Here is a 24,705-nt window from a genome sequence, read left to right as displayed (position 1 = left end):
GTTGTTCAGCGACATGTTCTTACTTTCCGCCGTAGTACAGTTCCATCGCCAGGCTGCCGAGAACCAGTCCGGTGTTCACCTGAACGGGCGTACTGTCGCCAGGTTCGACGACGATCTGTCCGTTCGGGTTCGCCTGCTTCTGAAATTGCTCGATACTGGTTTTCATCTGCTGCATGAACTCCGGAGTAGCAAAAGGATTGGGCAGGCTATCCTTGAACTCCTGTGCCGAAACGGAACCATCGCCGTTTTCATCCATCGCTGCGTACAGCAAGTTCGCCTGCGCATGGGTTCCGCCGCCGGCACGCACTTGCTGATCGAGTTCCGATAACGAGATCACGCCGTCGCTGTTCTGGTCCGTCGCGTTTTCGACCTCACTCTTGTACAACGATGCAAACGATCCCGACGTCATTGCGATGCCGAGTTTTGCGAAATGCTCGATTGCGGCTGCGTTCGCTTTCATCGCGTCGGCATCGGCTTTCGCGTCTCGCGCCGACGCGATCTGCGCGTCCTTGATGACGTTCGTGCGTGTTTCCGCAACGCTGCGTGGCTGCCCGCCGCTTTCCGCCAGATACTTCTGTTGAGCTTTCTTCGCTTCCTGATTGACGAAGTTGGTGAAAAGCGAACCCAACGGCGGAGTGACGTTCATCGCGTTGTCCTGGCAATCAGATATTGATGATGGTCTGATCGATCGATTGCTGCGTTTTGATCGTTTGCGCATTGGCCTGATAGTTGCGCTGCGCCGTGATCAGATTGACGAGTTGCGAGGTCAGATCGACATTCGAATTCTCGGTCTCGCCACCTTCCAGAACGCCGTGATTGGTCGCCCCCGGAGCGGACACTTGCGCCGTTCCCGATTCCGACGTCTGGCCATACAGGTTGTTGCCCAGATTCACGAGCCCATTCGGATTCGCAAACGTTGCAAGAACGATCTGCCCGAGAGCACGCGTGGCGCCATTCGAATACGCGCCCGTCAGCGTGCCGTCCTCGCCGACGGAGAACGATGTGAGTTGCCCTGAGCTGTTGCCATCGGGCAGCAGGCTGATGATGCCCGTCTTCCCGCCGTATTGGGTCGTGCCCGTCAAATCGAGCGACAGGGATTGCGTGGTGGCACCGTTGTCTGCGGCGTTCGGAATTGTGAAGCTCAGGTTGTTGGCGCCTGCTGACGTAAGCTGACCAGAGTTGTTGAACGTAATGGTTCCCAGATCGCCCGTTGCGTTCGGACCAACGGGCGTCGCATTCGGTCCCGACGTTCCATAGACCTCGTATTGGCCGGTGGCTTGCTTGACGAAGTAGACGGACACCATCTGGGTGCCGCCAAGCGAGTCGTAGATCGGGATAGGTTGGGAGTAACTGAAGGTTGTCGGATCGGCCGGATTGAATGGCGAGTTCGTCGGGATCGCGGTTTGAGAGTCGAGATTAAAGGAGGCGGCAATCGACTTTGTCGCGACGGGCGGCACGTCGGCCGTCGAGATGCGGATCGGACTCGGAGCACCGGTGTTCATCTGTCCGTTCGAACCGGGCAAGTAGCCCATGAGCTGTTGCCCCTGAGCGTTCGTGATGTAGCCGGTCTTGTCGAGGTGAAACACGCCGTTTCTCGAATACGCCAATGAACCGCCATTCGAGAGCTGGAAAAAGCCATTTCCGTTGATTGCGATATCGAGTGGCTGATCGGACTTCGTGAAAGTGCCGTTCGAAAAGTTCTGTTCGACCGTCGACAACTGCGTGCCGATGCCGATCTGGTGGTTCGTGGACGCGACGACCGCATTGGCGTACATGTCCGCGAATTGTGCCGTCGAGCTTTTGAACCCGACAGTATTCGCGTTCGCAATGTTGTTCCCGATCACATCGAGATCGGTAGACGCAGCGGATAGACCGCTAAGGCCAGTTTGATAGCTCATGAGTGTTTCCCTTCGCGAATGACGGTGGCAATGGACATTCACTGCCGTCTGTTGAATCAGCCTTCCTCAAGTACAAGGGTTACGCTGGTGATCGTGGGCGGCTTCGGCACGGACGGCGTTCCGCCGCCGTCGACTGCAAAGCGGATTTCTATCTGTGTCGAAATGGGGAAGCGGTGCTCTTTGAGATCGAACGTGAGCGTTCTCGGCATTCGCTTTCCGAAATATCGAAGATCGATCATTCCGAAGAACGCGCCTGAGACTGCGTCGTACAGGTACCCGCTCGTCTTGATGTTGTAGCTTGTCGGCCCGAGCGTCGTGACGGAAAGAGACAGCGTTTCGATGATGCCGTTATCGACGGATCTTTCCGCCTTGAAGCTGGGCCCCGGATAGTCGATGTTCCATTTGTGCGCGCTCACGAGGCAAGCTTCGAAACCGATCAGTCTGGTGCGGTTGTCTCCGCGTTCAAGTAGCGATGGCTGCGCGTCGGCTTCCCACGCGTGCACTGGCGCAATCTGGCAGTGATCGGCGGGAAAGAACGGTGTTCTTAACTTTTCAGAAGGTGCGTTTGAAACGGCTTCGCTCATACTCACTGACCTGTTTTCGTCCCCCCGAATACTGCAGTCAGTGTGGTCAGTTGTATTGAGCCGGTCCCCGTTTCGTTAGTTGATCCACTTGCGGATCGTGTTCAACCGAGCCAACGCGCGTCGGGCCAGCGGCCCTGATCGAACGTGGTCTTCACACAGTCCATCAGCGCACCGACCACACATCTCACAGGCGCGGTGGCCTGGCGGCTGCTCGGCGCGGCCAGCACTACGGTGCGTTGCAGTCCCGGCGATGCCAGCGGCGCGGCACACAACACGCCGCGTTCGACTTCGTCCTTTACGCACACGGCCGGGAGAATCGTCCAGCCATGACCTTGCGCGACCAGTTCTTTCTGTACGTTCACAGAATTGGTTTCGGCGAATACATTCAGCGTCACACCGGCTTCGGCCGCGGCGTGCTCGATCGCGGCGCGCAGACCATGCGGCGCGGCGGGCAGGACGAAAGGCTCGCGCGCGACGCGCGAGAACGCGAGCGGGCGCTTGTGGGACAGGCCTGCGGACGGCGTGGCGACGGCCCAGAGTCCTTCCTCCAGCAGCGCCTTTACGTGCAATGCGGGCGTTTCCTTCTGCTTGTAGAGCAGGGCGGCGTCGATGTCCCCGGCTTCGAGCCAATCTTGCAGGTGCCCCGCGTAACCGATGGTCAGCCGCAGGCGGATGTGCGGATAGCGCCGCGCGACTTCGCCCGCCAGCAGCGTGGCCAGCAGATCCGATGTGCTGGCGAGCAGACCGACGCTCACGATGCCCGCAACAGGCTCGTCCGTAGGCTGAATCTCGGCCTTGGCGCGCGCCACCTCATTGAGGATGCGGCGCGCATATTCGAGCATGGTCCTGCCCGAAGGCGTGAGCTGCATGCCGTGGCGACCGCGCTCGAACAGCTCCGTTCCCATGTCCTCTTCGAGCAGACGCAGCTGGCGCGACACGGCGGGCTGCACGAGGTTAAGCAGGCTCGCCGCGCGAGTGACGTTGCCGGTTTCGGCCACGGTGACGAAGGCGCGTAGTTGTTTGAGATCCATCGCAGGTACCTTGATGCCGAAAACTGATGCATCGATCAGAGAATTCTATTTTTCTGTCTATCCATCAAATATTAGTATGGAACAACGAAAGCAAACAGACGAGACGCCTCCATGAGCGCTGCCATCTTTTCTACGCCCGACCAGTACCAGGCGATCCGCGACGCGGTGCGTGCGCTGTGCAACCAGTTTCCGTCCGAGTATCACCGGCTGATCGACGAGAAGCGCGGCTATCCCGAGGAATTCGTCGACGCGCTCACCAGGGCTGGCTGGCTTGCTGCGCTGATCCCGCAGGAATACGGCGGTCCGGGGCTGTCGATGGCGGAGGCCTCCGTCATCATGGAAGAGATCAACCGCTCGGGCGGCAACTCGGGCGCGTGCCACGGCCAGATGTACGTGATGAACACGATCGTGTTCAGCGGCACGGAAGAACAGAAGCAGCGCTATCTGCCGCGCATCGCTGCGGGCGAACTGCGCGTGCAATCGATGGGCGTGACCGAACCCACCACGGGCAGCGACACGACGAAGCTCAAGACGACGGCGGTGAAAAAGGACGGCCGCTGGGTCATCAATGGACAGAAGGTGTGGATTTCGCGCGTCCAGCACAGCGATCTCCTGATTCTGCTCGCACGCACCACGCCGATCGATCAGGTGCAGAAGAAGAGCGACGGTCTGTCGTGTTTCATCGTCGAACTGGACAAGGCGATCGGTAATGGCCTCACGGTGCAGCCCATTCTCAACATGGTCAATCACGAGACCAACGAGCTGTTCTTCGACAACCTGGAGTTGCCCGAAGATGCGCTGCTGGGCACCGAAGGCAAAGGGCTGAAAGTGATCTTCGACGGCCTGAACGCCGAGCGCACGCTGATTGCCGCCGAGTGTATCGGCGACGGTTACTGGTTCCTCGAAAAAGCGCGCGACTATGCGAGCGAGCGCAAGGTCTTCGGACGTCCGATTGGCCAGAACCAGGGCATCCAGTTTCCGCTGGCCGAATGCTTCATCGAACTCGAGGCCGCCAACCTGATGCGCTGGCGCGCGTGCGAGAAGATCGATGCGCGCGAGAATGCGGGTGTCGAAGCGAATATGGCGAAGTACCTTGCCGCCAAGGCCAGTTGGGAAGCCGCCAACGCGTGTCTGCAGACGCATGGCGGCTTCGGATTTGCCTGCGAATACGATGTGGAGCGCAAGTTCCGCGAAACGCGTCTGTATCAGGTCGCGCCCATTTCCACCAACATGATTCTGGGGCACGTGGCCGAGCATGTATTGCAGCTTCCACGGTCCTACTGACGATCGGGGTTTTCAATGCAAAAGACTTCTGACAACGGCGAATCGTTCGATGCCTGGGTCGGCCGCAGCGTCGAAAGCACGGATCATGTCACCGAGGCGCCTGCTCGCCTCATGCAGGCGACGCTCGACGCAGCCGATGCCGGCGTGATGCCGTCAGAACTACCGCCGCTTTGGCATTGGCTGTACTTTCTGCCGGGCGAGCGCCAGTCGAACATCGGGCCGGACGGTCATCCGAAGCGCGGCGCTTTTCTGCCGCCGATCACGCTGCCGCGACGCATGTGGGCGGGCGGCAGGCTGGCGTTTCTGAAAGCGCTGACCGTGGGCGAGCCGATCCGGCGCGTCTCCACGATCAAGGGCATTCAAAGCAAGTCGGGGCGCAGCGGCCAGTTGGTGTTCGTCACCGTGCAGCACGAAATCAGCGGCGCGAGCGGCGTGGCCATTCGCGAAGAGCACGACATCGTCTATCGCGATGCACCGACGCCCGGCGCTGCCGCGCCCGAACCCGTGACCGCACCCACCGACGAGCAGTTCAGCCGCACCGTCACGCCGGACCCCGTGCTGCTGATGCGCTATTCGGCGCTGACCTTCAACGGCCACCGCATCCACTACGACCGCCCCTACGCGATGCAGGAAGAAGGCTATCCGGGCCTCGTCGTGCATGGGCCGCTAATCGCTACGCTGCTGATGGAAACGCTGCGCGCCGCGCATCCGGAAAGAGAGATCGGCAGTTTCGAATTCAAGGCTGTCAGCCCGTTGTTCGACATCGCGCCGTTTTCGGTCAACGGCAAGATCGAGGGCGACATTGCGAGACTTTGGGCGCGTGGTCCAAAAGGTCAACTGGCGATGCAAGCCAGCGCCGAGTTCAAATAGCCAAGCGCGAGTCAGCACGCGAACAACAGCGAGGCGAGACAAGCCATGCCAGAACCCAACCGCAAGGGCCCGCTAAACGGCCTCACCGTGATCACGCTGGAACACGCGATTGCCGCGCCGTTCTGCACGCGCCAGCTCGCCGATCTCGGCGCGCGCGTCATCAAGGTGGAGCGGCCCGGCGTCGGCGATTTCGCGCGCGCCTACGACCATCGCACGCGCGGACTGGCCTCGCACTTCGTCTGGACCAACCGCTCGAAGGAAAGCCTGACGCTGGATCTGAAGCAGCCCGCGGCGCAGGCGGTGCTGGGCGAACTGATCGCGCAGGCAGACGTTCTCGTGCAGAACCTTGCGCCTGGCGCGGCTGCACGCATGGGTTTGTCGTTCGAGGACTTGCATGTGAAACACGCGAAGCTCATCGTCTGCGACATCTCGGGCTATGGCGACGATGGTCCCTATCGCGACAAGAAGGCCTACGATCTGCTGATACAGAGCGAGGCCGGCTTTCTCTCTGTCACGGGCACGCCTGACGAGCCCGCGAAGGCCGGCGTCTCGATCGCCGATATCGCTGCCGGCATGTATGCGTACACGGGTATTCTGAGTGCGCTGCTGCAACGCGGAATCAGCGGAGAAGGTTCGCATGTCGAAGTGTCGATGCTCGAAGCGCTCAGCGAATGGATGGGCTTCCCGATGTACTACGCTTACGACGGCCAGCAGCCACCCGGACGAAGCGCCGCGGCGCACGCCACCATTTATCCGTATGGCCCGTTCAGGGCAGGCGATAACCGCGTCGTGATGCTCGGCCTCCAAAACGAACGCGAGTGGACACTGTTCTGCGATGTCGTGCTGCGCCGCCCCGAACTTGCCGCCGACGCGCGCTTCGATGCCAACGTGCGCCGCTCGGAAAATCGTGCAGCGTTGAAAGCGATCATCGAGGAGACGTTTGCGAGTCTCACGGCACAGGAGGTGATTGCGCGTCTCGACGAGGCGCAGATTGCGAACGCCGCCGTCAATCAGATCGGCGATTTGTGGGAGCATCCGCAACTGCATGCGCGCGAGCGATTCACCGCCGTCGGTTCGCCTGCGGGCGAGTTGCAGGCGCTGCGGCCGCCCGCCAACGTCGACAGCTTCGATGCCCGGATGGATCCCGTGCCTGCGCTGGGCGAGCACAGCGTGGCGATATTGCGCGAACTGGGCCGGTCGGAAGCTGAGATTCAGAAGCTGCAAGCCGATGGAGTGATCTGAGCGATGTCCGCAATGTGTGAGTCTCCTGTGCGGCATGCGCATAGCCTGCTGTTCGTTCCGGCCACGAGGCCCGAGCGCTTCGTCAAGGCGCTGGCGTCGGGCGCGGATTGCATCATCGTCGATCTGGAAGACGCCGTCGCCGAAGGCAGCAAGGACAGTGCGCGCGAGCAGCTTGCGCAGCACCTGCCGCAACTGACGCCCGGGCAACTGACGCGCACGGTGGTCCGCATCAACGCCGTGGGCACGCGTTGGCACGAAGCCGACCTTGCGCTGCTGCGCAACTGGACGATGCACGGCGCGACGGTGATGCTGCCGAAATGCGAGGATGCCGCGACGTTGCGTGGCGTAGCCCAAAAGCTCGGCGATGGCGCGCGCATCGTCGCATTGATCGAATCGCTGGCGGGCCTCGATGCGGCCGATGCGCTCGCGCGCGAGCCTCACGTCGTGCGCCTGGCATTCGGTCATCTGGATTTTCAGCTCGACGTGGGCATTCATGCCACAGCCGATGAGCCCGAACTGGCCTTTGCGCGCAGCGCGCTCGTCGCGGCATCGCGTCGCGCGCGGCTGCCTGCACCTGTCGACGGTGTGACCACCGACACCGGAAGCGCCGAACGTCTCGCGGTAGATGCGCGTCGTGCGCGTGCCTTCGGGTTCGGCGGCAAGCTGTGCATTCACCCGAACCAGGTGGCGGGCGTCAACGAGGCCTTCGGCCATACCGAGGCCGAGCGGGCCTGGGCGCGTCGCGTGCTCGAAGAAGCCGCACGGCACGGCGGCGAAGCGTTCAGCCTGGATGGCCGCATGATCGATCTGCCCGTCATTCGCGCGGCGGAGGCGATTCTCGGCGGCTAGCGTGAATCTTTGACCGTGACGTGGAAGGCGTGCGAGCATCGCTACAACTCCTCAACCGTCGCTCACAGTGCCATGTCGACTATCACGAAGCTACGCACGATACGTATCGCTGAAAGGCCAAACCTCATCTGGGTCGAAGTCGAAACCGACGAAGGACTGATCGGCCTCGGCGAAACGTTTCGCGGCGCGCAGGCGGTGGAAGCCGTCATTCACGAGCAGATCGCTGCACAGATCATCGGACACGACTCGCGCCGCATCGATGCGATTTCGCGGCAATTGCTCACGCCGTACGTGGGATTTCAAGGAGCGAGCGCCGAGATTCGCGCCGCGAGCGCGATCGACATCGCGTTGTGGGATATCAAGGGGAAACGTCACGGTATTCCTGTTCACGAGGCCATGGGTGGCGCGAACCGGCTCGAAATCCAGGCCTATAACACTTGTGCCGGCTACTCGTACAACAGCAACAACGCATCGCGCAGGGTGATCTCCGGGCAAGACGCGTCGCAAGGTCCGTACGACGATCAGATCGCGTTCAATCAGGACGCGGGCCGCCTGGCGATGAGCCTGCTGGAAGAGGGCTATCGCGCGATGAAGATCTGGCCATTCGATGTTTTCTCGGCGGCAACGGGCGGACAAACGCTGTCGCTTGCCGACCTCAAGAAAGGTCTCGAACCATTCAGGAAGATTCGCCAGGCAGTCGGCGACGATATCGAAGTGATGTGCGAACTGCACAGTCTGTGGGGCGCGTTGCCTGCCGAGCGCATCTGTCGCGCGCTCGAAGATTTTGGCGTTTTATGGGCGGAAGACCCGTTGAACAAGATGCACGACGTCGAGGCGCTGGCAGACCTGCGTTCACGCGTGCGCGTGCCCATTTGCGGCAGCGAAACGCTGTCCGGAACTACGCAGTTCCGGGAGTTGATGGCCGCCGATGCCGTCGACATCGTGATGGTCGATCTCGCCTGGTGCGGCGGTCTGACGGAAGCACGAAAGATCGCGGCCATTGCCGAATCGCATCGGCGCGCGCTGGCGCCTCATGACTGCACCGGCCCCGTCACGCTGATGGCGGGGCTGCATCTCGCGCTGCATGCTTCGACGGCGATTTACCAGGAGGTCGTTCGCGCGACGCTCGCGACGTGGTATCGCGAGCTGGTCAGCGAGCTTCCTGTCATCGAACGCGGCATGGTTCAGGCGCCTGTTCTTCCCGGGCTAGGGACTGCGCTTCGCCCTGAAATCAGGCTTCGTGCGGACGCGACGGTGCGTGAATCGGCTTGAGATGCGAGTAGTGCCGCAGCGATCCGCTCCGGCACTACGCCTTCGGCGCCACCGATGCTCCGGCGATACTATGCCGCGCCAGCGCATCGGCGACGAACCCGGACGCCTTCATCTCTTCGACGAACGCGTGTAGCGCAGCCGCGGCCGCTTCGCCACGGCTTTTCGCCGTACCCATCGCCTGCTGTATCACCATGAACCGCTCGTCGAGCAGCCGAAGTCCGCTGGTCTTCTGCGCGTCCGCTTCGAGCTGCTGCTTGACGCCCGCTGCGACTTCCAGGTTCTGTTCGAGAAACGTCTGCACGACAGCGGGCGAAGTCGGCGCGCGTACGATTTGGGCGGCCTTCAGTTCTCGCGTGAGAAAGAGGTCATACGCGCTGCCTTTGCCGACGGCAACGCGGTTATGCGGCTGATCGACATCGGCGTTGGTCCGCACGGGCGAGTCGTCGCGAACGAGATAGAAGCCTTCGATCAACACATACGGCGCCGTGAACGCGATCGTTTCGCCGCGCAACGGATCGACGGCGAAGAAGCCGAAGTCCGCGCGTTCCTCGCTGACGGCCTGAACCGACTTGCCTGCTGCATCGAAGACAACCAGCTCCAGTTCGACACCGAGCTTCGTGGCGAATGCGCGCGCGAGGTCGATGGATACGCCGAACGGCTCGCCCGTTTCAGCGTTTTTGTTGGCAAGAATCGGATTGCCGAGATTGATCGACGCGCGCAGTTTGCCCGTCGGTGTGAAGGCGGCGACAACGGATGGATCGATAGTCATGGATGAAGCTCTCGTTGTGACCGCGCTGTCAGATCGCGGTCCGGGTTTCAAGTGTCGATGAGAAGCAATTATGTCGGACACAGGTGCGCGAGTCATTACAGAATATTTCCCATCGAATCTTCCCGAAATGAAGAATCAGGACATCCGTAAGGATGATTAACCTTGCCGTTCATTTCCAGATCGTCTGCTGGACATTTGAGTCCCTAAGATGCGCAACAGGACGAGTGACATCCGTCTAACGCATCGATCTCCAGCCTGAAAATGAAATCCGCTTTGCTCGATCTGTGGTTGCTACTGGCGAGAAGTCGCTTTCATCGTCCGCAAGCGGGTCTCGGCGATTCACAGTGTCACGTGGTTCTCCCACTGACGGTCGACGGATGCAAAGTGCTGTACGAGGGCAAGATGATTCACGAAGCGCCGTCGTACGAAGAAGCAATCGATTTCCGCGACCGGCATATCGACGCATACATGTGACGCGCGCTGCCGCCCCGCTGCGCACCCATTCGAATCCGTCGAGATGCCGGCTCATCAGCGATTCCATCTTCTGTCGCCGTTCATCGTCGACAGACAGCAGTTCCATTAATCCGCGCCCGATTGCCGCAACGTCCGAAGGCTCGCCAGCACGGGTGTTCCGCACGCATCGCATTCCATCTGCGCTAATGGCGTTGGTGCTCCCGTTCGTCGTCGTGTGAACGCCGATCTCTTGCCTCGCCCAGTGTCCCGATGCGCGCGAGATTTTCCATCGGCAGCGTCGTGCCCGCGTCGATCACGTCGGCGTAGTCGAAGCGATAGTGGTCGTGCAGTACCTGCAGACCGCCCGCGCCGTAGCAGAAGTCGGCGAGCGCAATCGTGCGCAGACCGAGCGGATAATAAAGCCGTTCCATACAGGTGGTTGGCGCAACGAAGTCCGACGCTTCGCCGTCGACTGCATCATCGACGCTATCGTCACACGACGTCACTCCAAACCCGCATACGAAAATGGCAAAAACAACGCAGAAGATCGAAGCCCGCATGTTGAATGACTGAAGTTGTAGTGCGCTTCAGACAGACATCTCATCGCAAGGTTTTTCGTGCTGGCTTACCGTGTATTTCGTATCTTTCGCGCGGTGTGTTGCGCTGCGCAATATCGATCGCAGCGCCGCCCGCGATTGGGTAATTGGCCCTCAGCGCTGAACATTCGCAACTGAACCTCATATACTTGCTCTGTCTGCCGCGCCCCTCGATCACGCAGACGACCCGAAAGATCGCGCAACGATCTCGTGCTCACTTGCCTGCCTGGATGAAGCCATGCTGACAATCGACGACATCCGGGCAATTCCCCTCTTCTCGACACTCTCCGACAACCAGCTGGAGCAGCTCGCGCAGACCTCCGCGGACTTGCACCTTTGCGCGGGCGAATTCGCTGTCCATGAAGGCGGCGAGCGCGCGCTCTATGCCGTTCTGGCCGGCAAGATGGAAGTCATCAAGACGTTCGACGGTGTCGAGCGCACGCTGGGCTGGCGTCTGCCGGGAACGATCTTTGGCGAAGTGCCGCTCGCGCTCAGTTCGCCGTTTCCCGGCGCCTACCGGGCCGCGGAGCCGTCGCGTGTGATGCGCGTGGACGCCCAGCGCTATTACACGCTCGCTGCCGAGTCGCCGGAAGTGGCATTGAAGATGGGCGCGCTCGCGCGCGAGCGCATCGGCGGATTGCAGGGCCTTTCCGCCGAGCCGCCCAAGCCTCGCGTGATCATGGTGGGCAATCGCTGGGACGACGCCTGCACGGCGTTGCGCCAGTTCCTCGCCCGCAACCAGATCAGCTGCGACTGGATGACGCCCGATGCGCCCGAACTGGCGGCGCGCTGGCCTGGCTCCTGTCCGCCGGACGACGCGTGCCCGGCGTTGCGGCTGGTCGACGGCACGGTGCTGAGCCGGCCTGCGACACGCGAACTCGCAGGTTTGCTCGGTCTGCAAACGCAGCCGCGCCTTGCCGAATACGACACGTTGATTATCGGCGGCGGGCCCGCCGGTCTCGCTGCGGCCGTGTACGGCGCGTCGGAAGGCTTGCGCACGATGGTGGTGGAACGGGAAGCGCCGGGCGGCCAGGCCGGGACTTCTTCGCGCATCGAAAATTATCTGGGCTTTCCCAACGGCGTCTCGGGCGACGAACTCGCGAGTCGTGCACTGCAGCAAGCAAGACGGCTCGGCGCAGAGATTCTGGTCACGCGATCGGTTGCACGAATCGATGTCGATGAACGGAATGTGCATCTCGACGAAGGCGACGTGATCCGTGCGCGGACAATCATTCTGGCGACGGGCGTCGCGTGGCGCCGGCTTGCCATCGACGGGTTCGACCGGTTCATCGGCAAAGGCATTTACTACGGTGCGTCACGCAGCGAAGCGAACGCGACTCACGGGCTCGATGTTTATCTGATCGGCGGTGGAAACTCGGCTGGTCAGGCTGCGTTGTACTTTGCCAATCACGCGCGCATGGTGACGCTCGTGTTGCGAGGCGATTCGCTCGAGAAAAGCATGTCCCGCTATCTGATCGAGCAGCTTCACGGGAAGTCGAACGTGGCGGTCCAGTTGCGCTCCGAAGTGGTCGGCGCGCATGGCGATACTCATCTGACGGCGATCGACATACGCGATGGAACGAGCCTGGAGACGACGCGACACGACTGCGGTGGCCTGTTCGTGTTCATCGGCGCTGATGCGGAGACTGAGTGGTTGCCGCCGCAAATCGCACGCGATACGCGGGGATATGTTCTCACCGGAGAGGACGTGGTCAAGGCGGGACACTGGGCGCATAGCCGTGATCCGTACCTGCTCGAATCGAGCGTTCCCGGCGTGTTCGCGTGTGGAGATGTGAGACTGAGCCCGGTCAAGCGCGTCGCTTCGGCTGTCGGCGAAGGCAGCATGGCGATCGCGTTCGCCCACAAGTTTCTGCAGCACGGCGTCAGTTAGCGCAGAGCGCGATGAACATATTGAGCTTGCTCTGTACGCCTCCGCGCGTTCCGGCCGATGCCGTTATAGTGGGCTTTGGTTAGAATCTGTTTTCGATCCTTAATCCGTCAATTACCGGAGGCGAACGTGCCGGGCTTACTCCCCGATGTCGACCGCGAGGGACTCCTCGAGTATTCGGTCGTGTACACCGATCGATCGATCAATCATATGTCGCAGCTTTTTCAGGGCGTCATGCGAGATATTTCCGACGGCCTGAAAAAAGTCTACAACGCGAAGGCTGTGGTTGTCGTGCCGGGCAGCGGGACGTTCGGCATGGAAGCCGTCGCGCGGCAGTTCGCGACGAACAGGAAGTGTCTGGTCATCCGCAATGGCTGGTTCAGCTTCCGCTGGTCGCAGATCTTCGACATGGGCGGCATTCCGTCCGAATCGATCGTGTTGAAGGCGCGCCCTGTCGAAGAGGGAAGACAGGCTGCCTACGCACCGCCTCCTATCGATGAAGTGGTCGCCGCGATCAAGGAGAACAAGCCTGATCTGGTCTTTGCGCCGCATGTGGAAACCGCATCCGGGATGATGTTGCCGGACGCCTATCTGCGTGCGGTGGCGGACGCCGTTCATGCTGTCGGAGGCATGTTCGTGCTGGATTGCATCGCGTCGGGCACGGTCTGGGTGGATATGCAGGCGAGCGGTGTCGATATCCTGATCAGCGCGCCGCAAAAGGGATGGAGCGCATCGCCGTGCTGCGCGCTGGTCATGCTCAGCCCGCTCGCGCGCGAAAGAATCGACGGGACGACCAGCACGAGTTTCGCCTGCGATCTCCGCAAGTGGCTGCAGATCATGGAAGCCTACGAGAACGGCGGGTTCGCATATCACGCCACGATGCCCACGGACAGTCTCGCGACCCTGCGCGACGTGCTCAAGGAAACCGAGGCATATGGCTTCGACAAGGTGAAAGAGGAGCAGCTCGAACTCGGCAAACGCATCCGTTCGCTGCTGACTGGCGCAGGCTTCAGAAGCGTGGCGGCCGAAGGCTTTCAGGCTCCGGGCGTCGTGGTTAGCTACACGGACGACGACGGCATCCGGTCCGGCAAGAAATTCGCCGATGCCGGTTTGCAGATCGCGGCGGGTGTTCCGCTTCAATGCGACGAGCCTGACGACTTCAAGACTTTCCGCATTGGATTGTTCGGCCTCGACAAACTGCATGACGTCGAAGGCGCGGTCGCCAGATTCGCGAAGGCGCTGGACAGTATTCGCTAGGCGATGAGGTGATGACGTCAATCGCGCCTGAGCGTGGCGCGTTTGATGTCCTATCCCAGCACGAGCGACGCTTCCGGATACTGCGCGCACAAAAACTCGACGAAGGCGCGAACCTTCGGCGAAGGAAGACGACGCGACGTGTGCAACACCCACAGCGCGGCTTCGACACCCGAGACCGTGCCCCACTGCACCAGATCCCCGCGAGTCAGGTGATCCCACGCTATCGATTGTGGAAGAAGGGCGGCGCCAGCACCGGCGACGGCAGCATCGCGAATCATCAGAAACGAAGAAAGCCTGAGGCGTGGATCAGGGTCCAGAACCAGGCGCCCGTCGTCGAGGGTCCAGTTGGTGGGCTGGAAGCTCGAAAACACGATGGCAGGAACGGATCGGACCGCTCCCGAGGCTGGTTTACGGACGGAAGGCGCAGCTACGACCACGAGCCGGTCCTTCGCAAAGCATCGGCCGACGAGGCTGCTATCCGCGCTCGGATTGATCCGGATGGCGACGTCGAACTGCTCCTCGACGAGATCGACCATGCGGTCTTCTGCCATCACTTCGACCGTGACTTCCGGATAGGCCGCACAGAACCTCGCGCAAATCTTTCCCATCGCGAGTTGCGAGAACAGCGCGGGCGACGCGATACGCAAACGTCCGCGCGGCGCCGAGAGCCCTTCGCGCACGGCAGTCATCGCTTCAGTGACTTCGTGCATCGGTCCTTCGGTGCGAGCCATCAGCATCTCGCCGGCTTCGGTGAGCTTGAGCCCTCGCGCGCCGCGCTCGATGAGTCTTACGCCGAGTTGCTCTTCCAGATCGGCGATGCGTCGCGACAGCGTTGCCTTCGACTTGCCGCTTGCACGGCTGGCTTTTCCCAGTCCCCCGTTCGTTGCAACGAGTGCGAAGTCGGTCAGAGCGTTCAGATCCATGGTGTTCCATTTTTGAAACGACGTGTCTCCATTTTCGCGTCTTCGTTTTATCGGTGCAACGACTTATCTTTTCGTTACCGCAACGAATGCGTGGCTGGCTTCTTGCGCTAACACATCATTTCTGGAGATTCACATGAGCATTCTCGTAACCGGTGCTACGGGCACGATTGGTTCTCTCATCGTTCAACGCCTCGCCGACGCTGGCGCCGACGTCAGGGCGCTCGTTCGCAAGCAGGGCAAGGCAAGCTTGCCTGCGGGCGTCGCCGAGGTGGTTGGGGATATGACGGACGTGCCATCGATGCGCGCCGCGCTGTCGTCTGTGCGCACGCTGTTTCTGCTGAACGCCGTCACGCCCGACGAGGTGACGCAAGCACTCATCGCGTTGAACCTGGCACGCGAGGCAGGCGTCGAGCGCGTCGTGTATCTGTCCGTGATCCACGCTGACAAGTACACGAACGTGCCGCATTTCACCGGCAAGCACACGGTCGAACGGATGATAGAAAGCCTCGATATTCCCGCGACTATCCTGCGTCCCGCTTACTTCATGCAGAACGAGCGAATGGTGCAGCAAGTCATTCAGGAGCATGGCGTCTATCCGATGCCGATCGGCTCGGCCGGCATCGCGATGGTCGACGCGCGCGACATCGCGGATATCGCCGTTGCAGAGCTGCTGCGCCGCGACAGAGCGGACACGGCGCTGCCGCGAGTGACATTGGATCTGGTCGGCCCGGATGCGCTGACGGGCGCGTCGGTGGCGAAGATATGGGGCGCAGCGCTCGGTCGCGAGGTCGCTTACGGAGGCGACGACCTGGCAGCGTTCGAAGGACAGATGGCCACGTTCGGTCCCGGCTGGCTTGCCTACGACATGCGCCTGATGATGGGCGGCATCCAGAAGTTCGGCATGCACGGCGCAGAAGGTTCGATCGACCGCTTGCAGACGATATTGGGTCGGCCCCTGCGCACGTACGCGGACTTTGTCAGCGAAGCGACGGCCTCAGCCTGATCGCGACACGGCCATGAACGCATGCTGATTACAAATCGCATTGGCAGTCTGCGTTTGTGGCCAAAAACTCTCGACGCCGCGCCAAAAGCAGCGGCGTGCACAACGGTGGTTGGTATGCTCGGCGTGTGACGGACGCTGGGTTCAGCGGGGATAGCTGAATCTCAAAGCGCCGATGCATACACTCACCGATAACCGTTTTATGAGCGCTTCGAGAGGGTCGTTTGATAGAAAACCGGGTCTTCCTGATAAGGTCGAAAACGGGCACTTGCACACGACCGGGAATCACGTTTTGAGGCGGCAGCTCAAGGACGAACTCAAGGCGCTGCTACCGGACATTTTTTTCCTTTCGCTTCTGCATCGAAAGGAGATAGGGCGATTTCCGAATCTGTTGCGACCGCGTACCTACAACGAACACATTCTGAAACGAAACCTCAGGCCGGACCCTCGATACGCCCGCCTGAGCGACAAGCTCGCCGTGCGCGACTATGTCAGCAGCGTGCTCGGTGAAGCGTTTCTCGTGCCGTTGATCGCCGCACCGGTGGAATTCACGCCTGCCGTGTTCGATGGTCTTCCTGATTCGTTCGTCATGAAGGCGAATCACGGAAGCTCGTTCGTCAAGGTCGTTCACGACAAATCCGAAGTCAGCTTCGATGCATTGCAACATCTTGCTTCCCGTTGGCTGTCGACGAATTTCTATAGAAACGCGCGTGAGCGCCACTACAAGGATATCGAGCCGCGTCTCTTCTTCGAAACGCTGCTGCTCGACAGTCGCGGAAACATTCCTGCCGACTATAAGGTGCATTGCTTCCGCTGCAATCCGGAACGGCCGCTGATGTACATCCAGCACATCAGCGATCGATTCGGTCCGGACACGCGCGGCAATATCTATGACGTGAACTGGAATCATCTCGACCTGGCGATCGGCGAATACGTTCGCAGCGCGGTACCCGCACCGCCGCCTGCCAATCTGACCGCGCTGCTCGAGACAGCAGCGATGCTCTCCGAAGGTTTCGACTATGTCCGGGTCGATCTGTACGTTCCCGACGACGAAATTTATTTTGGAGAGTTGACGTTCACGCCGGGCGCGGGCGTCGCGCCGATGTTCCCTGACCAGATGGACTTCGAGTGGGGCGAATTCTTCGCGTCACCGGTACGTCATTCGACTACGCCTGAATAGCAGGTATCGCGCTTGCTCGCGCGTCCGCGCAAGCGTCATTCGACATCCCGATCTTCCCCGATCGTGCGACACATTCGCGTCGCGCGCGCACGCCTTTTTCCGCCGAGTTGCACTTATTCCGCGTAAACCCGCTTGCACCATATTTTTGATGGTCCTATATTGCATTTCACCATCAACTATTACGATGCGATAAATTATGGGTGACGACGTTCTGTTTTCGAATCACGGCCGCGTCGCGGTCATCACGCTGAATCGTCCCGAACGGCTGAACGCGTGGACCACGCCGATGCGCGAATCGATCATTGCGGCGCTCGAGCGCTTCAACGCCGACGACAATGTCGCCGCGATCATCATGACGGGCGCGGGCAATCGCGCGTTCTCGGCGGGGCAGGATCTGGCGGAAGCGCACGACTTCGACGGCGAACGCGCCGTCGCGTGGGTCAAGGAGTGGCAGCGCTACTACGCGACGCTGCGTGGCCTCTCCAAGCCGCTCGTGATGGCGCTCAACGGCACGGCGGCGGGCTCGGCGTTTCAGGTTGCCTTGCTCGGCGATATCCGCGTCGGTCACGCGGGCGTGCGCATGGGCCAGCCGGAGATCAATGCGGGCATCGCCAGCACGACGGGCCCGTGGATCATGAATTCGATGCTCGGCATGTCGCGCACCATCGAACTCACGCTCACCGGCCGTCTGATGGAAGCCGACGAGTGCTATCGCATCGGACTGATTCATCACATCGTCGATGAAGACAAGGTCTTCGAGAAAGCGCTGGAAATCGCTACGGAACTCGCGGCCAAGCCGCCCGTCGCGATGCGTCTCGACAAACAGCGTTTCCGCGAGATGACCGAGCCTGGTTTCGTCGACTGTATCGAAGCGGGCGAACGCATTCAGCGCGAGGCGTACGACTCGGGCGAGCCCGCTCGCATGATGGAAGAGTTCTTCAAGAAACGCGCCAAATAGAGCGGGCGGAAGCCGGGCAGTTCCTTCTCAACCCTAGTGCGAGAGACCTGAACCATGACACAAGACTTCAACCCGACGCGCCGCCGCATTCTGCACGGCGCGGGCGCGCTCGCCGTGGCCGGCATGATGCCGCTGGCCGCACGCGCGCAATCGAAGCAGATCGTCGTATCGGACCCGGGCGGCCCGTATACGACCGCCTATCGCGAAGCCTTCTATGACCCGTTCGAGAAAGCGACGGGCATCAAGGTCGTCAGCGTCGCGCGCGAATCGCAGCCGGTCGCGCAGTTCGCGGCGATGGTGCAAACGAAGAACTATGTGTGGGACGTCACGACGCTGACGCTGTCGGCGGACATTCCGTTTCTCGAAGCGAAAGGCCTGCTGGAACCGATCGGCCTGAAAGCGAGCGACTATCCGGACATCATGCCGGAGGCGATCACGCCGAACTGGCTCGGCGTCGACGTGTATTCGACCGTGCTCGCGTATCGCGCGGACAAGTTCAAGGACAACGGCCCGAAGTCGTGGGCGGACTTCTGGGACGTGAAGAAATTCCCCGGCCGCCGCTGCCTGCGTCGCAGTCCGCTCGACACGCTCGAACAGGCGCTACTCGCCGACGGCGTGCCGCTCGACAAGCTCTATCCGCTCGACGTGGACCGCGCATTCAAGAGTCTCGACAAGATCAAGCCGCACATCAACATCTGGTGGACTTCCGGCGCGCAGGCGATGCAGGCGATCCAGAGCGGCGACGTCGACATGATCTCGACATGGAACGGCCGCGCGCAGGCCGCGAAGGACAGCGGCGCGCCCGTGACGATCGTGTGGAATCAAGGCTTGTATTCGATCGAAGGCTGGGGCATTCCGAAGGGCACGCCGCACGCCGATGCCGCGAAGCAGTTCGTGCGCTTTTGCGCCGACGCGAAACGTCAGGCGATGCTCACGCGCACGCTCGCGTACGGCCCGACCAACAAGAAGTCCTTCGAGACCATCGGCAAGGAGCGCGCAACGCTTCTGCCGACCGCTCCCGACAATATCAAGGACATGAAGCTGCCGAGCCCGCAATGGTGGGAAGAGAGCCGCCAGAAGGTCACCGAGCGGTTCAATTCGTGGATCATTTCGTAAGGAGCGGACGATGAGCTCGAAACTCGAGGCAATCGGCATCGCGAAGCGTTATGGCGATTCGGTCGCGCTGGAACCGACGGACCTCGCCGTGCAAGCGGGCGAATTCCTGACGCTGCTCGGTCCCTCGGGTTCGGGCAAAACAACTTTGCTCCAGATGATCTCCGGGCTCGTCGCGCCGAGCGCGGGGCGCATCGAAATCGACGGGCGCGATGTCACGCATGTCGAACCGGGCAAGCGTGGCATCGGCATGGTGTTCCAGAGCTATGCGCTGTTTCCGCACATGAGTGTGTGGGACAACGTCGCATACGGTCTGCGCATGCGCCGCAAATCGCGCGATGAAGTGCGTGCCGCCGTGGACGACGCGCTCGCGATGGTGCGCATGACCGAGTTCGCGAAGCGCTTTCCGAAGGAGTTGTCGGGCGGGCAGCAGCAGCGCATCGCGCTCGCGCGCTGCTTCGCGTACCGGCCTTCCGTGATTCTGCTCGACGAGCCGCTCGGCGCGCTCGACAAGAAACTGCGCGAACACATGCAGACCGAAATCCGACGCCTGCACAAGGAACTCGGCGCGACCTTCGTCTACGTGACGCACGATCAGGACGAAGCGCTCACGCTTTCCGACCGTATCTGCCTGATGAACCAGGCGCGCATCGAGCAGGTGGGCACGCCAGCGGATCTTTACGATCGTCCCGCCACACGCTTTGCGGCGGGCTTCATCGGCCATTCGAATCTGCTCGAAGGCGAACTCGACGCTGAGCGCGGCGCCGCCGGCGAGCCGATCCTGCTTGCGGCGGGCGGCCGCATTCCCTTGCCGCTCGGCGCATCGGGCGCGCCTGCCACGCGTCACACGCTGCTTCTGCGTCCCGAAGCGCCGCGTCTCGTCGAACCGCAGAGCGGCTTCGTCGACGGCACGATCGCGGATGTCGTGTTCTTCGGCAGCGACACGCGCGTGTCGCTTTCGATGAGCGACGGCAGCGAGCTGACCGTACGCTGCGAGCGCGGCGTGACACCGCGCATCGGCGACAAGGTGGGGCTCACGTGGGACCCGCATCGCACGACGTTGCTGCACGCCTGAGGAACCGCCATGACCATCGCTCTTCATGCGCTACGCGAAAACGAAGCGTCGCGACGCGGCCGGTCCGTCGTGCTCGCGCGCTGCCTGCGCTTTCTGCCGATCGTGCCGACGCTGCTGTTCCTGCTGGTGTTCTTCATCGTGCCCGTCGGCGAGATACTGCAAGGCGGACTCGTCAGCGCCGATGGCCAGATCGGCTTCGCGCAATTCGAACGGATTGCGCGCACACCCGTTTATGCGAAGGTGCTGTGGATCACCTTCGCCATCTCGTTCCTGACGGCGGCGCTGTCCATTCTGCTCGGCTATCCCGTCGCGTACATGCTGAGCCGGCTGTCGGAGCGCGTGCGCGAACGCTGGCTGCTGTGGATCATGCTGCCGTTCTGGACCAGCTATCTCGTCAAGACGTACGCGTGGATGCTGCTGCTTTCGAAGACGGGCGTGCTGTCGACGATCGCGCTCTCGCTCGGCCTCGTGCACGAGACGAGCGGCACGATACCGTCGCTGACGGGCGTGCTGATCGGCATGGTGCATTCGATGCTGCCGCTCGCCGTCATGACGATGCTTCCCGTAATGCGCGGCATCGACGACCGGCTCGCGCAGGCGGCGGAAACGCTCGGCGCGGAACGCAGCACGAGCTTCTTCACGGTGTTTCTGCCGCTCTCTTCGCCGGGCGTGGCGGCGGCGGGGCTGCTCGTGTTCATCTCCAGCCTCGGCTTCTTTATCGTGCCGGCGCTGCTCGGCTCGCCGAAAGAAACGATGATCGCGCAGCTCGTGATCTCGTCCGTCCTCGAACTCTTCGACATGCGCTTCGCCGGCGCGCTATCGACAGTGCTGCTGGTCTGCTCGATCGTCATCTTCTTCGTCTATGACCGCATGGTCGGTCTCACGTCGCTGACGGGCGAAGTGACGGAGCGTTCGCGCGGCTCGCGCGCACAGGGATTCAGGCTCGCACTGCTGATGACGGCGGGCCGCGTCTTCGCGCCGTTCATGATGCGCCGCAACGCGCTCGCGGACACGGGCGCGCGCGCCGCGAGCCCGCTCGGACTCTATACGTGCGTCATCATGGCGCTGCTCGTGGTGCCGGTGCTGTCGGTGATTCCGTATGCGTTCACGTCGAGCGACTACATTGCGTTCCCGCCGAAGTTCTTCAGCATGCGCTGGTTCGGCACCTTCATGGATTCGCCCGTGTGGCGCAGCGCGATCATCCGCTCGTTCGAAGTCGGTCTGGGCACTGCATTGCTGTCGCTGCTGCTCGGCTTCGGCGCGACGCTTGCGATGACGCGCATGCCGCGCCGCGCGAGCAAGCCGATGTTCGCGCTGCTGGTCGCGCCGCTGATCGTGCCGCGCATCGTCGTCGCCGTGGGGCTGCTGTATCTGTTCGGCCGCCTGGGACTCACGGGCACGAATCTCGGCCTGATCGTCGGGCATACGGTGCTCGCGATTCCTTATGTGGTCGTCACGCTCGCGGCGGGCTTCCAGCGCTTCGACTGGCGGCTGGACGACGCAGCGCGCGTGATGGGCGCGTCGCCGTTGCGGCGGATTACGTCCGTCGTGCTGCCGCTGCTGATGGCAAGCGTCACGGCGGCGTTCCTGTTCGCGTTTCTCGTTTCCTTCGACGATCTGACGATCGCGATCTTCGTGAGCGGCGGCATCAATTCGACGCTGCCGAAGCAGATGTGGGACGACATCCAGCTCGCGATCACGCCGACGCTCGCCGCCGTGTCGACGACGCTGGTCATTCTCATCGCGCTCGTCGTGACGGTGTCTTCCTGGCTCAAGCGCCGCGCGCGCTGAATCCCGGGCTATTCAATCGGTACAGATATGCATCGCTATCCGGAATACTTCGCTCACCGACATGCAGACGACGAACTCGACTGCGTGCCACTGCTCGCGGCGGGATTGCGCCGTGCACCGTCGCGCACGGTTGCGCACTTCGACGATCAGGCGATCACCTGCCATGACATAGCGCGGCATGTCGCGCAGTTGCAGCGGTGGTTCGCGCAGGAAGGACTCGTGCCGGGCGACCGCGTCGCGGTGATGCTCGGCAACAGCGCAGACCATGTGCATCTGATCTACGCGCTCGTGCTCAGCGGGCTTGTCTGGGTGCCGGTGAACACGAAGCTGCGTGCGGCGGGCCTCGAGTACTTGCTGCAGCACGCGGAGCCGAAACTGCTCATCATCGACGACGAATTCGACGCTGTGACCGCGGCGATCGACTGCGCCGCGACGCGGCGCGTGCGCATCCCAGCGTTCGATGCGCGGGAAGCGCACGCCGCATTCACGAGCCCGGACATCGGCGTGCACGATCCGCTGTGCATCATCTATACGTCGGGCACGACGGGCGCGCCGAAGGGCGTCGTCTTCACGCACCGGATGATGCGCATCGCGGGCGAAGCCGCGCTGCGCGTCGCCGATGTACGCGAAGGCGACCGGCTGTTTCTGTGGGAGCCGCTGTGTCACATCGGCGGTGCGCAGATGTTGCTGCTGCCGTTCCTCGAAGCCGTGACCTTACATGCGGTGCCGCGCTTCTCCGCCTCGCAGTTCTGGCCGCAGATCCAGCGCGCCCGCGCGACGCAGTTGCATTATCTGGGCGGCGTGCTCGATATCCTGATGCAACTGCCGCCCGACGCGCAGCCCGACACGCACACGCTGCGCGTCGCATGGGGCGCGGGCGTGAGCGCCTCGGCGTGGATGGCGGTGCAGGCGCGGCTCAACGTGCGCCTGCGGGAATGCTATGGCATGACCGAATGTTCGAGCTTCGCGACGGCGAATGCGACGGGCAAGCCGGGGTCGATCGGTCGCGCGTTGCCGTGGATCGAGGTCGAACTGCTCGACGACGAAGGCCAGCCTGTGAACGACGGCGAAGCGGGCGAGATCGTGTTGTCGAGCAAGGTGGAGGGCACGTTTCTGCCGACGTACCTGAAGAATCCCGACGCGACGCGAGCTGCTTTGCGCAACGGCAAGTTACATACGGGCGACCGCGCGCGGCGCGATGCCGACGGCGATTTCTTTTTCATCGGCCGGCAGACGGACAGCATGCGGGTGCGCGGCGAGAACGTATCGGCGTGGGAGATCGAGCGCATTTTTGCGGAGCATCCGGCCGTACACGCCAGCGCGGCGATCGGCGTGGCATCGGCGATCGGCGAGCAGGATATCCTGCTCAACGTGCAGTTCAAGGGCGAGCCCGTGGACTGGGAAACCATGCATGCATGGGCGCGCGAGCGGCTCGCCAGTTTTCAGTTGCCGCGCTATTACCGCGCGGTGGAAAGGTTCGAACTGACGGCGAGCGAGCGCATCAAGAAGCATCTGCTGCCGCGCAGCGTGGATGACGCCTGGGACCGGATGGGCAAGGCTCGGGTGTGATATCGCTGTTCGATACCGCTTTAGGGTCATGCGATAATTCGCCAACAATCGACAAGATGAACATGTGATGACCGACGCGCCTAAAGTTCCGCGCAAGCGTAAGAGCCCAGCGACGAAGCCGCAGGCCGAGGCGGCGGATCCGACTGCCTCTTCGCTGTACGTGCAGTCCGTCGAAAAGGCGATGAAAGTGCTCACCGCGTTCGACGGCAGCAAGCGTCAGTTGTCGCTGTCCGAGATCTCGTCGCTCACGGGTTTCGACCTGAGCGCGACGCAGCGCTTCACATTCACGCTCGCGGCGCTCGGCTATCTGTTCAAGGATGCCGACAGCCGCAAGTACGAGCTGTCGCCCAGGCTGCTTGACTTCACCTATCACTATCTGACGTCCAACGAACTCGTGAGTCGTGCGACGCCTTATCTTCAGCAACTCGGCTCGGAGACGGAGGAGGCCACCAATCTCACCGTGCTCGACGACACGGACATCGTGTTCGTGCTGCGGATCGTGAGCCGCAACGTGTTCAACGCGCATGTGATTACGGGGTCGCGTCTGCCCGCGTATTGCACCGCGCCGGGGCTCGCCATCCTGGCGACACTGCCCGACGGAGAAATCGACGACATCCTGTCGCGCACGAATCTCGTGCCTTATACGCCGTCGACCGTGTATCAGCCGCGCAAGATCAAAGACCGCATCGCGCAGATCCGGAAGCAGGGGTATGCGCATACGGAAGACGAGTACTTCGTTAGCGATATTTCGACGGCGGCGGCGATCACCAATGCGCATGGCAGAGGGATTGGCGCGGTGAATATTGCTGTTGCGAGATCGCGTTGGCATGCTGACCGCGATGAGCGGCGTTTTGCGGATCTGGTTATTTCGACGGCTTCGGCTATTTCGACTCGGCGGCGGGTTGAATAGCGTTAGTCGTGTTTCGGTCGAAATTGCCGATTTAATCTGAAAAAGTAAAATTTCCTTTTATCGAAATGCCATTCGCATATTAAAGGCTTTTACATGAATTTTTCTATCGGCTTTTAAAATTCGCGGGATGGTTTATTCGTTTTATTCTTGTAGAATCGCGCGGGGTTAATTAGTAACGAACAAAAAGAGGCGT

23 protein-coding genes are annotated in these 24,705 nt (G+C 61.7%); 16 read left to right on the top strand and 7 right to left on the bottom strand.

Translation table 11 applies throughout. From position 1 onward, the window contains the following. Positions 1-19: 19 nt before the first annotated feature. The 4 genes from QEN71_RS39335 to QEN71_RS39320 form a co-directional block, all read right to left on the bottom strand. Complete coding sequence (locus tag QEN71_RS39335) at positions 20-646, bottom strand: EF-hand domain-containing protein (RefSeq protein WP_201649582.1); 627 nt, start codon at positions 644-646, stop codon at positions 20-22. A gap of 16 nt (positions 647-662) precedes the next feature. Further along, positions 663-1,898, bottom strand: a complete 1,236-nt coding sequence (gene flgE / locus QEN71_RS39330; protein WP_201649583.1) for a flagellar hook protein FlgE — start codon at positions 1,896-1,898, stop codon at positions 663-665. Positions 1,899-1,954: 56 nt separating this feature from the next. Continuing rightward, positions 1,955-2,314 (bottom strand): hypothetical protein, encoded by a 360-nt coding sequence (locus QEN71_RS39325; protein ID WP_201649584.1) that lies wholly within the window; start codon positions 2,312-2,314, stop codon positions 1,955-1,957. Positions 2,315-2,583: 269 nt separating this feature from the next. Beyond that, complete coding sequence (locus tag QEN71_RS39320; protein ID WP_201649585.1) at positions 2,584-3,513, bottom strand: LysR family transcriptional regulator; 930 nt, start codon at positions 3,511-3,513, stop codon at positions 2,584-2,586. Between the two features lie 111 nt (positions 3,514-3,624). Here QEN71_RS39320 and QEN71_RS39315 point away from each other — a divergent pair, with 111 nt between their 5' ends. The 5 genes from QEN71_RS39315 to QEN71_RS39295 all read left to right on the top strand — a co-directional run bounded on the left by QEN71_RS39315 (position 3,625) and on the right by QEN71_RS39295 (position 9,030). Beyond that, a complete protein-coding gene (locus QEN71_RS39315; RefSeq protein WP_201649586.1) occupies positions 3,625-4,797 on the top strand; it encodes an acyl-CoA dehydrogenase family protein in 1,173 nt (390 codons plus the stop codon). A 15-nt stretch (positions 4,798-4,812) separates the two neighbouring features. Continuing rightward, positions 4,813-5,667: an FAS1-like dehydratase domain-containing protein gene (locus tag QEN71_RS39310; protein WP_201649587.1), complete on the top strand. Its 855-nt coding sequence runs from the start codon at positions 4,813-4,815 to the stop codon at positions 5,665-5,667. Positions 5,668-5,712: 45 nt separating this feature from the next. Then, a complete protein-coding gene (locus QEN71_RS39305) occupies positions 5,713-6,909 on the top strand; it encodes a CaiB/BaiF CoA transferase family protein (protein WP_201649588.1) in 1,197 nt (398 codons plus the stop codon). 12 nt (positions 6,910-6,921) lie between these two features. Further along, the gene (locus QEN71_RS39300) at positions 6,922-7,758 is read left to right on the top strand and encodes an HpcH/HpaI aldolase/citrate lyase family protein (RefSeq protein ID WP_201649589.1); all 837 of its coding nucleotides are present in this window, start codon (positions 6,922-6,924) and stop codon (positions 7,756-7,758) included. Between the two features lie 72 nt (positions 7,759-7,830). After that, entirely contained in the window at positions 7,831-9,030 is a 1,200-nt protein-coding gene (locus QEN71_RS39295; RefSeq protein WP_201649590.1) for a mandelate racemase/muconate lactonizing enzyme family protein, read from the top strand. A gap of 34 nt (positions 9,031-9,064) precedes the next feature. Here the strand turns inward: QEN71_RS39295 and QEN71_RS39290 are convergent, their stop codons facing one another. Further along, positions 9,065-9,799, bottom strand: coding sequence for an ABC transporter substrate-binding protein (locus QEN71_RS39290; protein WP_201649591.1), 735 nt, complete (start codon positions 9,797-9,799; stop codon positions 9,065-9,067). A 261-nt stretch (positions 9,800-10,060) separates the two neighbouring features. Here QEN71_RS39290 and QEN71_RS39285 point away from each other — a divergent pair, with 261 nt between their 5' ends. Continuing rightward, positions 10,061-10,273, top strand: coding sequence for a hypothetical protein (locus tag QEN71_RS39285; protein WP_201649592.1), 213 nt, complete (start codon positions 10,061-10,063; stop codon positions 10,271-10,273). Between the two features lie 182 nt (positions 10,274-10,455). Here QEN71_RS39285 and QEN71_RS39280 read toward each other — a convergent pair whose 3' ends face one another. Next, entirely contained in the window at positions 10,456-10,683 is a 228-nt protein-coding gene (locus QEN71_RS39280; RefSeq protein WP_233471755.1) for a hypothetical protein, read from the bottom strand. Between the two features lie 403 nt (positions 10,684-11,086). On the opposite strand from QEN71_RS39280, the gene QEN71_RS39275 reads away from it, so the two are divergent. Then, on the top strand, positions 11,087-12,739 hold the full coding sequence (locus tag QEN71_RS39275; protein ID WP_201649594.1) for an FAD-dependent oxidoreductase: 1,653 nt from the start codon (positions 11,087-11,089) through the stop codon (positions 12,737-12,739). A gap of 126 nt (positions 12,740-12,865) precedes the next feature. Further along, complete coding sequence (locus tag QEN71_RS39270; protein WP_201649595.1) at positions 12,866-13,993, top strand: aminotransferase class V-fold PLP-dependent enzyme; 1,128 nt, start codon at positions 12,866-12,868, stop codon at positions 13,991-13,993. A 50-nt stretch (positions 13,994-14,043) separates the two neighbouring features. Here QEN71_RS39270 and QEN71_RS39265 read toward each other — a convergent pair whose 3' ends face one another. Further along, positions 14,044-14,916, bottom strand: a complete 873-nt coding sequence (locus QEN71_RS39265; protein ID WP_201649596.1) for a LysR family transcriptional regulator — start codon at positions 14,914-14,916, stop codon at positions 14,044-14,046. 133 nt (positions 14,917-15,049) lie between these two features. Here QEN71_RS39265 and QEN71_RS39260 point away from each other — a divergent pair, with 133 nt between their 5' ends. From QEN71_RS39260 to QEN71_RS39225, 8 genes are all read left to right on the top strand, one after another. After that, positions 15,050-15,919 carry an NmrA/HSCARG family protein gene (locus tag QEN71_RS39260; RefSeq protein ID WP_201649597.1) on the top strand — a complete coding sequence of 290 codons (870 nt, stop codon included), beginning with the start codon at positions 15,050-15,052 and terminating at the stop codon, positions 15,917-15,919. A 199-nt stretch (positions 15,920-16,118) separates the two neighbouring features. Further along, entirely contained in the window at positions 16,119-17,096 is a 978-nt protein-coding gene (locus QEN71_RS39255) for an ATP-grasp fold amidoligase family protein (RefSeq protein ID WP_201649598.1), read from the top strand. Between the two features lie 196 nt (positions 17,097-17,292). After that, positions 17,293-18,054: an enoyl-CoA hydratase/isomerase family protein gene (locus tag QEN71_RS39250; RefSeq protein WP_201649599.1), complete on the top strand. Its 762-nt coding sequence runs from the start codon at positions 17,293-17,295 to the stop codon at positions 18,052-18,054. Between the two features lie 54 nt (positions 18,055-18,108). Further along, complete coding sequence (locus tag QEN71_RS39245; RefSeq protein ID WP_201649600.1) at positions 18,109-19,170, top strand: ABC transporter substrate-binding protein; 1,062 nt, start codon at positions 18,109-18,111, stop codon at positions 19,168-19,170. A 10-nt stretch (positions 19,171-19,180) separates the two neighbouring features. Beyond that, positions 19,181-20,242, top strand: a complete 1,062-nt coding sequence (locus QEN71_RS39240; RefSeq protein ID WP_201649601.1) for an ABC transporter ATP-binding protein — start codon at positions 19,181-19,183, stop codon at positions 20,240-20,242. Positions 20,243-20,251: 9 nt separating this feature from the next. After that, the gene (locus tag QEN71_RS39235) at positions 20,252-22,033 is read left to right on the top strand and encodes an ABC transporter permease subunit (RefSeq protein ID WP_201649602.1); all 1,782 of its coding nucleotides are present in this window, start codon (positions 20,252-20,254) and stop codon (positions 22,031-22,033) included. Between the two features lie 27 nt (positions 22,034-22,060). After that, positions 22,061-23,602, top strand: coding sequence for an AMP-binding protein (locus tag QEN71_RS39230; protein WP_201649603.1), 1,542 nt, complete (start codon positions 22,061-22,063; stop codon positions 23,600-23,602). Positions 23,603-23,669: 67 nt separating this feature from the next. After that, positions 23,670-24,512, top strand: coding sequence for an IclR family transcriptional regulator (locus QEN71_RS39225; protein ID WP_201649604.1), 843 nt, complete (start codon positions 23,670-23,672; stop codon positions 24,510-24,512). Positions 24,513-24,705: the final 193 nt, after the last annotated feature.

Source organism: Paraburkholderia sabiae (genome assembly GCF_030412785.1).
GTDB classification, from domain to species: domain Bacteria; phylum Pseudomonadota; class Gammaproteobacteria; order Burkholderiales; family Burkholderiaceae; genus Paraburkholderia; species Paraburkholderia sabiae.
This window is presented reverse-complemented; position numbering and strand designations above follow the sequence as displayed.

Bases quoted from the DNA above. Each gene is read 5' to 3' on its own strand.
- QEN71_RS39310 (WP_201649587.1), top strand. From the start codon at position 4,813: ATGCAAAAGACTTCTGACAACGGCGAATCGTTCGATGCCTGGGTCGGC.
- QEN71_RS39275 (WP_201649594.1), top strand. From the start codon at position 11,087: ATGCTGACAATCGACGACATCCGGGCAATTCCCCTCTTCTCGACACTC.
- QEN71_RS39240 (WP_201649601.1), top strand. From the start codon at position 19,181: ATGAGCTCGAAACTCGAGGCAATCGGCATCGCGAAGCGTTATGGCGAT.
- flgE (WP_201649583.1), bottom strand. From the start codon at position 1,898: ATGAGCTATCAAACTGGCCTTAGCGGTCTATCCGCTGCGTCTACCGAT.
- QEN71_RS39315 (WP_201649586.1), top strand. From the start codon at position 3,625: ATGAGCGCTGCCATCTTTTCTACGCCCGACCAGTACCAGGCGATCCGC.
- QEN71_RS39230 (WP_201649603.1), top strand. From the start codon at position 22,061: ATGCATCGCTATCCGGAATACTTCGCTCACCGACATGCAGACGACGAA.
- QEN71_RS39305 (WP_201649588.1), top strand. From the start codon at position 5,713: ATGCCAGAACCCAACCGCAAGGGCCCGCTAAACGGCCTCACCGTGATC.
- QEN71_RS39290 (WP_201649591.1), bottom strand. From the start codon at position 9,799: ATGACTATCGATCCATCCGTTGTCGCCGCCTTCACACCGACGGGCAAA.
- QEN71_RS39250 (WP_201649599.1), top strand. From the start codon at position 17,293: ATGGGTGACGACGTTCTGTTTTCGAATCACGGCCGCGTCGCGGTCATC.
- QEN71_RS39255 (WP_201649598.1), top strand. From the start codon at position 16,119: ATGAGCGCTTCGAGAGGGTCGTTTGATAGAAAACCGGGTCTTCCTGAT.
- QEN71_RS39300 (WP_201649589.1), top strand. From the start codon at position 6,922: ATGTGTGAGTCTCCTGTGCGGCATGCGCATAGCCTGCTGTTCGTTCCG.
- QEN71_RS39260 (WP_201649597.1), top strand. From the start codon at position 15,050: ATGAGCATTCTCGTAACCGGTGCTACGGGCACGATTGGTTCTCTCATC.
- QEN71_RS39265 (WP_201649596.1), bottom strand. From the start codon at position 14,916: ATGGATCTGAACGCTCTGACCGACTTCGCACTCGTTGCAACGAACGGG.
- QEN71_RS39285 (WP_201649592.1), top strand. From the start codon at position 10,061: ATGAAATCCGCTTTGCTCGATCTGTGGTTGCTACTGGCGAGAAGTCGC.
- QEN71_RS39235 (WP_201649602.1), top strand. From the start codon at position 20,252: ATGACCATCGCTCTTCATGCGCTACGCGAAAACGAAGCGTCGCGACGC.
- QEN71_RS39335 (WP_201649582.1), bottom strand. From the start codon at position 646: ATGAACGTCACTCCGCCGTTGGGTTCGCTTTTCACCAACTTCGTCAAT.
- QEN71_RS39295 (WP_201649590.1), top strand. From the start codon at position 7,831: ATGTCGACTATCACGAAGCTACGCACGATACGTATCGCTGAAAGGCCA.
- QEN71_RS39320 (WP_201649585.1), bottom strand. From the start codon at position 3,513: ATGGATCTCAAACAACTACGCGCCTTCGTCACCGTGGCCGAAACCGGC.
- QEN71_RS39280 (WP_233471755.1), bottom strand. From the start codon at position 10,683: ATGGAACGGCTTTATTATCCGCTCGGTCTGCGCACGATTGCGCTCGCC.
- QEN71_RS39245 (WP_201649600.1), top strand. From the start codon at position 18,109: ATGACACAAGACTTCAACCCGACGCGCCGCCGCATTCTGCACGGCGCG.
- QEN71_RS39225 (WP_201649604.1), top strand. From the start codon at position 23,670: ATGACCGACGCGCCTAAAGTTCCGCGCAAGCGTAAGAGCCCAGCGACG.